Annotated in this window: 14 protein-coding genes; 6 read left to right on the forward strand and 8 right to left on the reverse strand. The window is 71.3% G+C overall.

Going from position 1 to position 13,486, the window contains the following annotated elements:
* Positions 1–152 precede the first annotated feature (152 nt).
* The 4 genes from GGD88_RS03570 to GGD88_RS03585 all read left to right on the forward strand — a co-directional run bounded on the left by GGD88_RS03570 (position 153) and on the right by GGD88_RS03585 (position 3,762).
* Entirely contained in the window at positions 153–941 is a 789-nt protein-coding gene (locus tag GGD88_RS03570) for a response regulator (RefSeq protein ID WP_184431788.1), read from the forward strand.
* Between the two features lie 162 nt (positions 942–1,103).
* Positions 1,104–2,183: an ABC transporter substrate-binding protein gene (locus GGD88_RS03575; protein ID WP_184431790.1), complete on the forward strand. Its 1,080-nt coding sequence runs from the start codon at positions 1,104–1,106 to the stop codon at positions 2,181–2,183.
* 12 nt (positions 2,184–2,195) lie between these two features.
* The gene (locus tag GGD88_RS03580; protein WP_184431792.1) at positions 2,196–2,963 is read left to right on the forward strand and encodes an ATP-binding cassette domain-containing protein; all 768 of its coding nucleotides are present in this window, start codon (positions 2,196–2,198) and stop codon (positions 2,961–2,963) included.
* Positions 2,956–3,762, forward strand: a complete 807-nt coding sequence (locus tag GGD88_RS03585) for an ABC transporter permease (protein WP_184431794.1) — start codon at positions 2,956–2,958, stop codon at positions 3,760–3,762. Before GGD88_RS03580 ends, GGD88_RS03585 begins: the two co-directional genes overlap by 8 nt.
* 17 nt (positions 3,763–3,779) lie before the next feature.
* Here GGD88_RS03585 and GGD88_RS03590 read toward each other — a convergent pair whose 3' ends face one another.
* The 5 genes from GGD88_RS03590 to GGD88_RS03610 all read right to left on the reverse strand — a co-directional run bounded on the left by GGD88_RS03590 (position 3,780) and on the right by GGD88_RS03610 (position 7,460).
* The gene (locus GGD88_RS03590) at positions 3,780–4,376 is read right to left on the reverse strand and encodes a DUF924 family protein (RefSeq protein ID WP_184431796.1); all 597 of its coding nucleotides are present in this window, start codon (positions 4,374–4,376) and stop codon (positions 3,780–3,782) included.
* On the reverse strand, positions 4,373–4,939 hold the full coding sequence (locus GGD88_RS03595; RefSeq protein WP_184431798.1) for a hypothetical protein: 567 nt from the start codon (positions 4,937–4,939) through the stop codon (positions 4,373–4,375). Before GGD88_RS03595 ends, GGD88_RS03590 begins: the two co-directional genes overlap by 4 nt.
* Positions 4,936–5,523: a ComF family protein gene (locus tag GGD88_RS03600; protein ID WP_184431800.1), complete on the reverse strand. Its 588-nt coding sequence runs from the start codon at positions 5,521–5,523 to the stop codon at positions 4,936–4,938. The genes GGD88_RS03595 and GGD88_RS03600 overlap by 4 nt, the downstream gene beginning before the upstream one ends.
* Positions 5,524–5,678: 155 nt before the next feature.
* Positions 5,679–6,887 carry a GNAT family N-acetyltransferase gene (locus GGD88_RS03605; protein WP_184431802.1) on the reverse strand — a complete coding sequence of 403 codons (1,209 nt, stop codon included), beginning with the start codon at positions 6,885–6,887 and terminating at the stop codon, positions 5,679–5,681.
* 102 nt (positions 6,888–6,989) lie between these two features.
* Entirely contained in the window at positions 6,990–7,460 is a 471-nt protein-coding gene (locus tag GGD88_RS03610) for a RidA family protein (protein WP_184431804.1), read from the reverse strand.
* Between the two features lie 125 nt (positions 7,461–7,585).
* Between GGD88_RS03610 and serA the strand changes: the two genes are divergently transcribed.
* Positions 7,586–8,821, forward strand: coding sequence for a phosphoglycerate dehydrogenase (gene serA / locus GGD88_RS03615; protein ID WP_184431806.1), 1,236 nt, complete (start codon positions 7,586–7,588; stop codon positions 8,819–8,821).
* Between the two features lie 49 nt (positions 8,822–8,870).
* Positions 8,871–9,494 carry a LysE family translocator gene (locus GGD88_RS03620; RefSeq protein ID WP_184431809.1) on the forward strand — a complete coding sequence of 208 codons (624 nt, stop codon included), beginning with the start codon at positions 8,871–8,873 and terminating at the stop codon, positions 9,492–9,494.
* A gap of 63 nt (positions 9,495–9,557) precedes the next feature.
* Here the strand turns inward: GGD88_RS03620 and GGD88_RS03625 are convergent, their stop codons facing one another.
* From GGD88_RS03625 to GGD88_RS03635, 3 genes are all read right to left on the reverse strand, one after another.
* Positions 9,558–11,537: a CHASE2 domain-containing protein gene (locus GGD88_RS03625; RefSeq protein WP_184431811.1), complete on the reverse strand. Its 1,980-nt coding sequence runs from the start codon at positions 11,535–11,537 to the stop codon at positions 9,558–9,560.
* Between the two features lie 19 nt (positions 11,538–11,556).
* Positions 11,557–12,207, reverse strand: a complete 651-nt coding sequence (locus GGD88_RS03630; RefSeq protein ID WP_184431814.1) for a FecR family protein — start codon at positions 12,205–12,207, stop codon at positions 11,557–11,559.
* 152 nt (positions 12,208–12,359) lie between these two features.
* Complete coding sequence (locus GGD88_RS03635) at positions 12,360–13,271, reverse strand: LysR family transcriptional regulator (RefSeq protein ID WP_425502566.1); 912 nt, start codon at positions 13,269–13,271, stop codon at positions 12,360–12,362.
* Positions 13,272–13,486 lie beyond the last annotated feature (215 nt).

A 13,486-nucleotide genomic window follows, 5' to 3' on the forward strand; every position in this document is an offset into this window, starting at 1 on the left:
GTCGGGGGTCGCGGTCCGGGTCTCCTCTTACACCGTTCACGGGCGCGTTGCCAACGCGTGGCCATCGTCGGCGCGGGCTTTGCGACCGCCGGCCGAGGGCGTAGAGTGCGCGGGTACCGGACACGGTTCACGACTGCAAGGTAAGGACTCCCATGGCCGCTGCCCCCCTGGTCCCCAGCGCCGACGACCTCGACCGCGAGATCGAGGCCGAGTTTCGCGACGACGCCCGCCAGGCCCTCGCCCGGATCGAGGTCGAACTGGCCAACGCCATCTCCGGCGCGGCCGCGCCCGATCAGACCGCCGCCGCCCTGCGCACGCTGGTCCGGTCCCTCGCCGCCCAGGCCCCGTCCGGCGTGCTGCCCAGCGCACGCCTGGTGCTCCAGCGCATGGACGAATACCTCGGGCCGCTGCACGAGTTGACCCCGTTCCAGCTCGCCGACATCCGCACCTTCGCGGACCGGCTGGAGGATGCCCTGGAGGGCCGGCTGGAAGGCCCGGACGCCACCGCGCGCATGGTCCGCGAGCTGCCCCTCAAGCGCACCTTCGACATCGACTTCGAGGTCGTCGTGCCGCGCCCGGTCGAGGTGATGCTGGTGCTGCGCGACCGCGCCGGCGCCCACCTGGTGGAGCGCGAACTCGCCGCCTGCGGGTTGCGCAGCACCAACGTTCGCGTCCCGTTCGACGCCTTCGAGCAGGCGTTTCGCGCCCGTCCCGATCTCATCATCGCCGGCCAGGAGATCGGCGAGATGACCGGGGTCGATCTGGCCTGCGCCTTCGCGGCCATGCCCCGCACACGCGGCATCCCGTTCGCGCTGCTGACGAGCTACGAATGGGGCCACCCGGCGCTGAAGGATCTGCCGCCCCGCGCCGCCCTGCTGAAGAAGGGACCGAGCTTCGGGGACGACATCGCGGTCGCGCTGTCGCGCTTCGGCATCCTCTGACACGGCGCGCTGACGCCCGCGGCCGCCAGCTTGAAGGCCCGCGGGCTTTCGGCCACACTCCCGCCTCCGTCGGCCGTGACCCGGCCCACAGTCAACCGGCAGCAGCGGACGACCCCGCAGGGGACCGCGACCCGATACCTGCCGTCCCGGAGGACTCGCCCCATGCCGCGCATCGCCCGCCGTCTCCTCGCCCGCCTGGTCGTGTCCGGCGGCCTGGCCGTCGCCCTCGGCACCGCCGGACTTTTGGCCCCGGCCTTCGCTCCGTCATCGGCCAGCGCCGCGGAAGACGGCGGCGCCGACCGCGTGGTGGTGGGAGCGTTGCGCTTCACCTCGTCGGCCCCGATCTTCATCGCCTACGAGCGCGGCTACTTCGCGGACGAGGGCCTGGACGTCGCGTTCAGCTTTTTCCAGGGCGCCCAGCCGGTGGCGGTCGCCATCGCGTCGGGCGACGTGGACTTCGGCCTGACCGCGCTCACCGGCGGGTTCTTCAACCTGGCCCGCAACGGCGCCCTGAAGGTGATCGGCGGCCATTTCCATGAGGTGCCGGACCACGAGGGCTCGGCCGTCCTGGCCTCCAATCAGGCCTACGACGCGGGTCTGACCAGCCCCGAGGCGCTGGCCGGCCACTCACTGGCGATCACCCAGGTGGGCTCGTCGTTCCACTACATGGCCGGCCGCATCGCCGAGGCCGCGGGTTTCCCGCTCTCCGAGATCAGTCTCAAGCCGATGCAGAAGGTCGGCGCCATGATCGGCGCGCTGAAGTCCGGCCAGGTCGACTCCATGATCATCGTGCCGCACATCGCCCATGCGCTGGACAAGGCCGGGGCGGCCAAAATCATCGGCTGGGTCAACGCCTACGCCCCCTACCAGGTCACCACCCTGTTCACCTCGACCCGCAATGTGGCGGAGCGGCCGGCCCTGGTCGAACGCTTCGTGCGCGCCTATCAGCGTGGCATCGCCGACTACCGGGCCGTCATGCTGGACCAGGAGGCCGACCCGGCCGCCACCGACGAGATGACGCGGCTGATCCACCAGTACGTCTACACCGACCGGCCGTATGACAAGGCGGCGCCGTCGATCCAGGCCGGCGCCATCTACGTCAACGAGAACGCCCGCCTGGATGTGGGCGACGTGGCGGCGCAGGTGCGGTGGTTCCAGGACCAGGGCTTGCTGGCGACCGACTTCGACCATACCGACATCGTGGATACGCGGTTCGTCGAGGCGTACAACGTGCCGGACTGAGGACGCCGACCGGTGAACCTGTCCATCGAGGGCGTCTCGCACGTCTATGGCCGCACCACGGCGCTGGACGACATCACCCTGACGGTCGAGAGCGGGCGCGTCCTGTGCCTGATCGGGCCGTCGGGCTGCGGCAAGTCGACCCTGCTGCGTCTCATCGGCGGCCTGGAGCGGCCCAGCGCCGGCTCGGTCCTGCAGGAGGGCGCGCCGCCGCCCGGCTGCCTGAACCCGTTGACCTACGTGTTCCAGGACTTCGCATTGCTGCCGTGGCGTACGGTGGCGGGCAACGTGGCTCTGGCGCTGGAACACCATCGGCTCGGCCGCGCGGAACGGGCGGAGATCATCGCCGACGTTCTGGCCCGGACCAAGCTGGCCGATTTCCGCGACGCCTTCCCCCGCCAACTCTCGGGCGGCATGAAGCAGCGCGTGGCCATCGCCCGCGCGCTGGCGGTGCGCCCGGCGGTCATGCTGATGGACGAGCCGCTGTCGGCCCTCGACGGCCAGACCCGAGAGTTGCTGATGGACGATCTGGTCTCGCTGTGGGAGCGGGAGCGGTTCACGGCGGTCTACGTGACCCATAACCTCGCCGAGGCGGTGCGGCTGGGCCACACCATCGTGGTGTTGTCGCGCCGCCCGGGGCGCGTCCATGCCACCCTGACCATCGACCGGCCGCTGGCCGATCGCCAGCCCGGCGACGCCGACCTGGAGCAGCACGTGGCCCACCTGTGGGATCTGATGCGCGCCGAGGCCGAGGCCGCCGACCGCGAGGTGCTGGATGCCTGACGTCCGCCCACAGGACCGCCGCCCGGTGCCCTTCCGCGGTGGCGGGTTCCGGCCCCACCCCCTGCCCTGGGCTGGGCCGGCGGTGTTCCTGGTGCTGCTGGCGGTGTGGGAGGGTGCGGCCCGCGCCGGGCTGGTCAGCCCGCTGGTGCTGCCGGCGCCCAGCGCGGCGGCGGCGGCCCTATGGTCGCTGGTGGAGAGCGGCCGGCTGTGGCTGCACCTGTCGGCCTCGCTGCAACGCCTGGTGATCGGCTGGACCCTGGGCACCGCCGCCGGCATCGGCCTGGGCCTGTGCATCGGGCTGTTCTCGCTGGCCCGCGCCGGTCTGGGGCCGGTGGTGGCGGCGCTGTTCCCGATCCCGAAGATCGCCCTCTTGCCGCTGTTCATCATCTGGTTCGGCATTGGCGAGGGCTCCAAGGTCGCCACCCTGTTCTTCGGCGCCCTGTTCCCGACCATCATCGCCACCGCCGGCGGGGTGGACAGCGTCGACCGCACCCTGATCCGCATGGGCCAGTCGTTCGGCCTGCCATGGCGGGACGTGGTGCTGAAGATCGTGCTGCCCGGCGCCCTGCCCGCCATCCTGTCGGGGGCGCGCATCTCGGCCTCGATCGCCATCATCCTGCTGGTGGCGGCCGAAATGATCGGCGCCGAGTACGGCGTCGGCGCCTACATCCTGCTGGCCGGCAACATGATGGCCACCGATCAGCTCATCGCCGGGGTGGCGCTGCTGTCGGTCATGGGGCTGACGGTGGCCTTTCTGATCGGCCGGGCGGAACGCTGGCTGCTGCGCTGGCGGGGATAGCCGCCGTCAAGCCGCCGTCAGAACGAAGAGTTCGGCTCCTGCAGGAACGCCAGCTCCTCGGCTGTGGACGTCCGGCCCAGGACGGCGTTGCGGTGCGGGAAGCGGCCGAAGCGGGCGACGATCTCGTGGTGCCGGTGGGCCGACTTCTGCGCCCCCTCGATGCCGAGACGGTCGTACAGCGCCAGGGACCGCTCCTGCTCCACCAGGTCTTCGGCGTGCTGGAACGGCATGTACAGGAACAGCCGCTCCAGGTCCGACAGCGCCCGGTCGTGACCGTCGCGCAGGGCCTGCTTGGCGGCCTCCAGGGCCATGGCATCGGCGGCATAGGCCGCCGGGGTGCCGCGGTGGATGTTGCGCGGGACCTGGTCCAGCAGCAGGATGCGGGCCAGCGCCCCGCGCGGCGTCGCGGCCCAGGCGTCCAGGTCGCCCCGCGCCGCCTGCGCGGCCAGGTTCGCGAAGCGGTCGCGCAGCAGGGCGTCGAAAGCCTCGGATCGCTCGAACCAGACAGCGCGAAAGCCGCCGTGCGCGGGGTCGCCCGGCGCCCCGAACCAGACCGTGAGCAGGTCGCGCGCCTCTTCGGGCAGGGTGGCGTCGGGCGGTGCGGTTTCGGTCATGGGGTCTCCGTTTCGGATGTCCGGGTCGGTCCGCTCCATTCCTCGGGCGTGGCGCGGCGGCGCAGCGCCTCGACGAAGGCACCGTCGCAGCCGGCCAGGAAGCGGTCCCAGTCGGCGCCGGTGCGGAACACCTGGTGGTCGTCCCCCCGACCCTCTCCGCCGCCACGATAGAGCAGCGTCGGCTTGCCGAGACGCACCATCCGCAACACGTTCAGAACCGTGCCGGGGCTCTTGCCGTCCCAGATCATGAGGCCGAAGTCGGCCGCGCGGGCCATGGCGCGGTCCTTCTCGGCATAGAACGCGAACCCGCGCGCCGACGCCGGAACCGGCACGGCCTCGACCGCCCAGCCGCCGGCGTTGGTGCGCGGCGCCGCGCCGGAGCAGTACACCGCCACAGCGTCGTACCCGGCGGTGTGCAGGTGCCGCTGCACGGCCGCATCGGCGCCGCCCGCGTCGCCCACCAGGACCCGGTGACCCTGCGCCATGATGGAGTCCAGGCGCCCCCGCACGGCCGCCGACAGCCGGGAGACGTGGCGCGATCCCCCCACAAAGACCGCGGTCATCGGTTGATCCGCGTGCGGGTGAGGGTCAGCACCCGCACCGATTGGGCACGGCCCTGCCCCATCAGGACCTCGGTGATGGCGTTCAAGGTCGTCCCCGAGCGGTACAGGTCATCCAGCAGCAGCACATGCCGCCCGGAGGTAACACCGGCATCGACGCGGTACAAGCCGTGCTTCAGGGTGGCCCGCTGCACCGGGTCCTCGACGGCCTTGATCTGTTGCGTGGGTCCGCCGGTCGACACACAGTCGCAGACGGGCTTGCCGAGGCGCACCCCCACACCCTGCGCGATCACCAGCACCGGCTGGATGGCCCGCCGCGTCGACGGCGGCACCGGCACGATGATGTCGAACTTGGCGCGGTGTGGCCCCAGAAAGGTGACCGCGGCCTCGACCAGCGGGGCGACGGCGGACCGGTCCTGCCTGTACTTCAGGCGGTAGAGCAGGTCCCCCAGGGCGGAACGCCGGGTCTGGAACTGGGGCCGGCCGTCGGCATCGTCGCCCTGGTAGGTGCTGCTGACGGTGTGGACGTCGAGGGCCACGCCATGCAGCCATTTGCCCAGGATGGCGGTGGGGGTCATCTGGACCATCGGCGGATCCCCCCGCGTCGGGGACCGTCCGCTGCCCCGAGGCGGGACTCGCCGGGGGCCGGTCGGCTCGCTCCATCAAGCCCGGCCGCCCGTGGTCCGTCAATGGACGTGTCCCGACATCCTATTCGCGCAGGCGGATCGTGGTCCGGGGTGCCTTACGACTCCGGGCGCTCGCCCCGCCGATAGGGGCCGAAGGCCGCCAGGGCCGCCATGTCCTCGCCCACCATGGCCCGCTCCTGTTCGACGAAGCGGGCCACCGCCGCCCGAAAGCCCGGGTCGGCGATCCAGTGCAGGCTGTGCGTGGCCTGCGGCAGGTAGCCGCGCTGGATCTTGTGCTCGCCCTGGGCGCCCGCCTCGACCCAGCGCAGACCGTGTTCGATGGCGAAGTCCATGGCGCGGTAGTAGCACGCCTCGAAATGCAGGAACTTGTACTCCGCCAGGGCACCCCAGGTGCGTCCGAACAGGGCGTCCGACCCGATCAGGTTCAGCGCGCCGCACACCAGTTGGCCGCTGTCCTCGTCCTCGCCCATGACCAGGGCGACGCGGTCCGGCATGCGCTCCCCCAGGATCTGGAAGAAGTCCCGCGTCAGATACGGGCGGCCCCATTTGCGGTCCGCCGTCGACAGGTAGAAGCGGTAGAAGGCGTCCCAGTGCCGGGGGTGTAGGTCGTCCCCGGTCAGGGTGCGCAAAACCACCCCCTGGGCGTTGGCGCGCTCGCGCTCCTTGCGGATCGCCTTGCGTTTACGCGAGGCCAGCGTGTCCAGGAAGTCCCGGAAATCGCGGTAGCCCAGGTTCTCCCAATGGTACTGCTGGCCCTGGCGGCGCAGGAAGCCCAGGCCCGCGCCCAGGTCCGCCTCGGCCTCGGTCGGAAAGGTGATGTGAACGCTCGACAGATCGGCCCGATCGGCGAGTTGCACCGTCGCCGCCAGCAAGGCGCGGCGCAGATGGTCCGGGTCGGACGCGTCCGGCCGCACCAGCAGGCGCGGCCCGGTCACCGGCGTGAACGGCACAGCCCCCTGGAGCTTCGGATAGTAGCGCCCGCCGGCCTGCTCGTAGGCGTTGGCCCAGCTCCAGTCGAAGACGTATTCGCCGTAGGAATGGGTCTTCAGGTACAGCGGCGCACAGGCCAGCAGGGACCCGTCCGGCGCCGCGATGCGCAGGTGCTGCGGCCGCCAGCCGGTCTCGGGGCCGACCGACCCGGAGTCCTCCAACGCCGACAGGAAGGCGTGGCTGACGAACGGGTTGTCGGCGCCGGCGCAGGCGTCCCATTCGGCGGCCTCGACGCCGCCCAGGCCGGGCAGCACCGAGACTGCCACCGTGGCCCCGTCGGGGGCGTGGTCATGGTCAGGCGGGCAGCGGGTCATGGTCTCGCGCAGGCGGTGGCACCGTGGATGTCCCGCGCCAGCATGTGGGGACCGACCCCGCCCCGACCAAGACCCACCGATGCGCCGGCGGGCCGCGACGGCTCAGTCCCGGATCTCGACCATGGCGTCGACCTCGACCGGAACACCGAGCGGCAGCGACGCGCACCCCACGGCAGCGCGGGCATGACGGCCGGCCTCGCCGAACACGTCCACCATCAGGTCAGAGACGCCGTTGGCGACCTTGGGATGGTCGGTGTAGTCCGGGGTCGCCGCCACGAACACCCCCAGGCGCACGATGCGGGCGACGCGGCCCAGGTCGCCGTCGCAGACCGCCTTGAGCTGCGCGATCAGGTTGACGCCGCACAGGCGCGCCGCGGCCTGGCCGTCCTCCAGCGTCAGATCGCGCCCCATCAGGCCGGTGACCGCCGGGGCGCCGTCGGCCAGCGGGATCTGTCCCGACAGCACCACCAGGGACCCGGTGCGCACCGCCGGCACATAGTTGGCGACGGGCGCGGCGGCCGTCGGCAGGGTGATCCCCAGGGCACTGAGGCGGGCCTCGATCTCGGCGGACATGAAAATCCCTTCCCTTCTCACGGCGGCGGTGTGGTAGGGGAACCCGGCACACGGGCCGCCGGTGCGGCCCTGTCGTACCGTGTTCGCCCTTCGAATGGGACCACAGTCTTGGGGATGCGCCGACCGTGAGCAAGCTCTCTCTGCCGAAGGACAAGATCAAGGTTCTGCTGCTGGAGAACGTCCATCCGAACGCCGTCGCGCTGCTGCGGCGGACCGGGTACACCAACGTCACGCATCTGCGCACCGCGCTGTCGGGCGACGCGCTCAAGGACGCGGTGGCCGACGCGCATGTTCTGGGCATCCGCTCGCGCACCCGGGTGACCGCCGACGTTCTGGAGGCGGCCGACAAGCTGATGAGCATCGGCTGTTTCAGCATCGGCACCGATCAGGTCGACCTGCATGCTGCCAAGACGCGCGGCATCCCCGTCTTCAACGCGCCCTATTCCAACACCCGCTCGGTGGCCGAGATGGTGCTGGCGGAGATCATCTGCCTGCTGCGCGGCACCTTCCAGAAGGCGTGGGCCTGTCACGAGGGCGGCTGGCTGAAGAGCGCCGAGGGCAGCCACGAGGTGCGCGGCAAGACGCTCGGCATCGTCGGCTACGGCCACATCGGCTCGCAGCTCTCGGTCCTGGCCGAGGCGTTGGGCATGCGCGTGATCTTCCACGACATCGTGGAAAAGCTGGCGATCGGCAACGCCGCGTCGGCCGGCAGCCTGGACGCGCTGCTGGAGCGCGCCGACGTGGTCAGCCTGCATGTGCCGTCGTCGCCGCTGACGCGCGACATGATCGGCGCGCGCGAACTGGGGCTGATGAAGCCCGGCGCCTTCCTCATCAACGCCGCCCGCGGCGAGGTGGTGGACATCGACGCATTGGCGCACGCGTTGCGCACCGGGCACCTGGCCGGCGCCGCGGTGGACGTGTTCCCCCTGGAGCCCAAGGGCGGCAACGATACCTTCGACTCGCCGTTGCGCGGCCTGCGCAACGTCATCCTGACGCCGCATGTGGGCGGCTCGACCGAGGAGGCACAGGCCAACATCGGCACCGAGGTGGTCGAGAAGCTGGTCAAGTACTCCGACAACGGATCGACAACCGGCGCTGTAAATTTCGTGGAAGTCTCTCTACCGGAACAGGAAGGGGTGAGCCGTTTCCTGCATATTCACAAGAACGTGCCCGGTGTTCTCAGTGCGATCAACGACATCTTTTCGTCTCGCGACATCAACATTGCCGGCGAGTACCTGCGCACGGATAGCGACATCGGCTACGTCGTGGTCGACGTCAACAAGGAGATCGAGGCCGGCATGGGCATCCGCCGCGCCCTCCAGGCGGTGCCCGGCACCATCCGCACCCGATTCCTGATGTAGCCCCCCCCGCGTACGCCGGCACCGGCCCGTCCTGGGAGACCCTGCACCCATGTTCGATCTGACCACCTGGCTGGCCTACCTCGCGGCCTGCGCCCTCATCGTCGTCGTGCCCGGCCCCACGGTCACGGTCATCATCGCCAACAGCCTGCGCGCCGGCCCGGCCGCCGGCTTGATGAACGTGGCCGGCACCCAGGCCGGCCTGCTCATCATGGTGGGCGTGCTGGCCCTCGGGCTGGAGACCGTGGTGACCCAGGCCGGCGCCGTGTTCGACGTGCTGCGGCTTCTGGGGGCCGCTTACCTGATCTGGCTGGGGCTCAAGCTGTGGCGCTCGGACGGGCAGCTCGGGCAGGCCGACGCCGGGACCGCTCGCTCCCACGGCCGGTATGCCTGGCAGGGGTTCCTGGTGATCTGGTCGAATCCCAAGGCGCTGCTGTTCTTCGGCGCCTTCATCCCGCAGTTTGTCGACCCGGCGGGCGATCCGGCCCTCCAGGTGGTCCTCCTGGGGTTGACGTTCATGGTCGTCGCGCTGGTCCTCGACGGGGCCTACGCGGTCGCCGCCGGCAAAACCGGCGCCCTGCTGTCGCGCCGCAACGTCCGGTGGCTGGAGCGCATCTCCGGCAGTTTTTTGATCGGTGGCGGGATCTGGCTGGCGCTGTCGCGCCGGGCCGCCTAGCGCCGATTGCTCGAAATCGGAACCGCAGATGCGGTCCGATTTCGAACGTGAATCGGCTCTACATTATTGATTTTTGTGCGGGTCGCCCGCATCGGGCCACGCCCACAGGTCGAGCGGCGCCGCCCGGCCCCGGATGGTGCGGGCGCCGAGCGGCCGATAGCCCTCCAGGGCCGGCTCGGCGTCCGCCGCAACAGCGCGGGCGGCGCGCAGCAGGTCGTCCGAGACGACCACCACCGCGCCAACCTCCTTGGTCAGGCTTTCCAGGCGGCTGGCGATCGCCACGGTCTCGCCCGACAGCGTGAAGGCGAACTGCCGGTCGCCGCCCAGTTCGCCCATGAGCACGCGGCCGCAGTGCACCCCGACGCCGATGCGGATCGGCACCGCACCCTCGGCCTCGCGCCCGGCGCTCCACTCAGCCACCGCCGCGGCCAGCCCGCGGGCCGCGCGCACCGCATCCAGCGCGAACGCCGGCGTCGGCTCGGGCGGCCCGAAGCTGGCCATGGCGCCGTCGCCCATGAAGCGGTCGAGCACCCCGTTGTTGTCGAAGACATGGCGCTCCACGACGCGATGGAAGCCGCGCAGCAGGTCCATGGCCTGGGTCGGATCCAGACCGTCGCAGATTCGGGTGCTGTCGCGCATATCCACGAACAGCACCGCGGCGTCGATCATGCGGTCGCCGGCGAACGGACGATCCCGGTTGGCGAGCGCGTCGACCACGGAGGGCGAGAAGTAGCGCGACAGGTTGCGCCGCTGCCGTTCCATCAGCCATCGCCGGCGCTGCTCGCGCGCCCGCCGGTGCAAAGCGCAGGGCACGAACACCGCCGCCACGGCGGCCGCCGGGAAGGCCACGTTGAGCCACAAATGGGCCGCCACCAGCGCCCACACCGCCACCCCGCCCCAGGCCGCCACCAGCGCCACGGCCAGCGCCGCCGCGACCCCGTAGGGCAGGCTGAGGGCGGCCGCCCCGACGACCACCACCGCCGTCCCGACCGCCGCCGCGTCGAGCGTCAGCGCCGCCGTCCCCCGGCGCAGCACGCGGTCGGACAGGATATTGTCGATCATGGTGCCGACATGCTCGGCGGCCGTCAGGGTCTCGGCGTAGGGCGACGGGAAGCGCGCCCCGAACCCGGCCGCGCTGCCACCGATCATCACCACCCGGTCGCGCAGGGCCGCGGCCGGCACCCGACCCTCGATCACGTCGATCAGGGAGACGGCGGGCAGCGTCCCGCCCGGGCCGTAGTGGTTGATGGCGATGCGGGTGCGCCGGTCCACCGGGACCGTCACCGGCCCCAGCCGCACGGCCTCGCCCCAGCGCACGGCCAGCGCCTCGGGCGCCACCCCCAGCGCCAGCCGGGTCGCCTGGATCGCCAGGGAGGGATAGGCCGTGTCCGCGTGAACCACCACCGGGTCGTGGTGCCGGAGGGTTCCGTCCGCGTCCAGGATCAGCATGTTGTGACCGGCGGCGTCAGCCGCCGCCAGTATGGCGGCCTCGGGGCTCTGCACCGCTTCGACGACCGCGCCCGGTCCGCCCGCATCGCCGGTCGGCCGCAGCACGATCCGGTAGGCATGCGCCTCCAGGCCGGCCGGCGCCGCCGATGGCGCCGGCGCCCCGCCGGGCGCCCCGAACAGCACCCCGAACGGCACCGCCACCGGTCCCCTCAGGGCCGCGAGGGTCTGCGCCAGGGACTCCGCGTCGGCGGCCGCCCCACCGGCCCCACCGGACCCACCGGACCCGGCGGCCTGCCCCCCCAGGAACAGGTTGAGGGCGACGGCGCGCACCCCGGCCGCGTCCAACCGGTGCAACGCCGCGCCCAGCTCCTCGCGGGGCAGCGATGCGGTCCCCAGCGCCTCCAGCGTCCGGTCATCGACCAGCGCCAGCACGACGTCGCCGCCGGGGCTTATCGGGCCGCGCAGACGAAAGCGCGCATCGAGGGTGACGGCCTCCACCTCGGCGGCAACCTGGGTATCGCGCGCCGCGAGGTACAGCAGCACCGCCGCGAGCGCCGCAACCGCGAGCAGGCCGCCGGCCAGGAGGCGCCGCACCGCCGCCGCGCTCCGCCGCTCAGTCCAGGGTGGCGCGTGCCAGGGTCTCGCGCACCCGTGCCGCACCCCACTGCACGGGTGGGCTCGGCGCCGCGCCGCGCGCCACGTCGGTGCCGTCCCCGGCCCGCAGCACCACCGGCCCCTCCGACCCCGGCGCCAGGCCGGTGACGCCGACCACGCCCTCGACCGCGAACACGGCCGTGGTGAGCGGCGTCGCCTCGACCGTGAAGTCGGTGCCCCGGACCGACGCCACGGCCGTCCGGGTCTGCACGTCGAAGCCGTCCCAGCGCTCGCCGCCGTTGAGGCTGGCGCGGATCAGGCCCATCACCAGGCCGAACACGCCACTGCGGCCCGTGCCGTCGGGCAGGTATTCGTCGACCGACAGGCGGCTGCCGGGTCCGGCCGACAGGGAGCCGCCACCGGACAGGGCGATCCGCACCTTGGCGGCCTCGCCGGTCACGACCTCGTCGCCCGCAAAGATCCCCGCCCCGACGGTAGCCGAAACCGGGCCGCCGGCCCGCACCAGCGCGACCCGCCCCTGCACGGCCTCGACCCGGCCGGCGGGATCGGGGGCCTGCGCCCAGGCCTCGGTCAACGGCAGCAGGAACAGGAGCAGCAGGAAGACCCCGACCAGGGTCACGGCACGCGCATAGGCCCGAGGTATCGACATGGTTCTGACCCCTCCGCTCCGCCCCGGCCGCGCCGGTCTCGATCATGCCGACGCGATCGGCCCGGGCTCGCAACGAGTCTGCACGATATCGGGTGCGGAGGGACCGATCAAGCGGCGCCCGCCGCCCGCATCCCCTCTCCCGCATCGCACGCTCAGAAGCGGCGTTGGGCCAGTTCCCGGATGAGGAAGTCCCGGAATACCTCCACCTTCTTGGAGTGACGCATCTCCTCGGCGTAGACGAAGTAGATCGTCACCTCGGGGCCACGCAAATCCGGCAAGACCTTCACCAGATTGCCGGCCTCCAGGCTGAAGTAGTCCGGCAAGGCGGCGATGCCCAGCCCGCTCTGGACCGCGCGGAACATGCTGTAGATGTTGTTCACGCGCAGGATGGGTTTGCGGGGGCGCGCGGGGTCGCACCCGGCTTCTATCAACCAGTTCATGCGCTCGACCGGCGGCTTGAACTTTTCGCCGTAGATGATGATGTTGTGGTTGTCCAGATCCGCGGGCGTCTGGGGGATGCCGTGCTGTTTGATGTACTCGGGCGCGGCAAAGCAATGGTAGTGCATGGTGATGAGCTGACGCTTCACCAGGTCCGGCTGGCGCGGCGGCATGAAGCGCAGGGCGACGTCGGCCTCGCGCATGGCCAGGTCCAGTTCGCCGTCGTTGAGGATGATGGTCAGCTCGATGTCCGGGTAGCGTTCGAGGAACTTCTTGACCCGGGGAGTCAGCCACAGCGACCCGAAGGCAACGGTGGTGGTGATCGTCAGCGGTCCCTCGGGCCGTTCCCGGGTCTCGCCCAGCTTGGCCTCGACCATGGCCAGCTTGGCGAACACCTCATGCACCGTGCGGTAGAGCATCTCCCCGGATTCGGTCGGGATGAGGCCGCGGGCATGGCGGTGAAACAGCGTGACGCCCAGGCTCTCCTCAAGGCCGCTGATCTGCCGGCTGACCGCCGACTGACTCAGGTTCAGGGCCTCGCCGGCATGCGTGAAGCTGCCGGCATCGGCCACCGCGTGAAAAACGCGCAGCTTATCCCAATCCATCGCGCCACCACGCGCTGGCATCGCCGTCTCCTCCCTGTTCGACGGAACCCTGTTCGCCGGGCGCGGTGTCCCCGACCCGTTCTTCTCTTGTGACGAGGTGCTCGTGCGGTGTTGCTCTTGCGTTGGCGCCGTGTCGCGGCGGTGAAGTCGGTGTGGCAGGACCGGTGTCCGGTGGCCCAGCAGAGATCAGGGCCGGGACGGACCCCGTGATCCGTCCCGGGCGCCTCCATTCGACC

It is taken from the genome of Roseospira goensis, from assembly GCF_014197795.1.
Taxonomy (GTDB): Bacteria; Pseudomonadota; Alphaproteobacteria; order Rhodospirillales; family Rhodospirillaceae; genus Rhodospira; species Rhodospira goensis.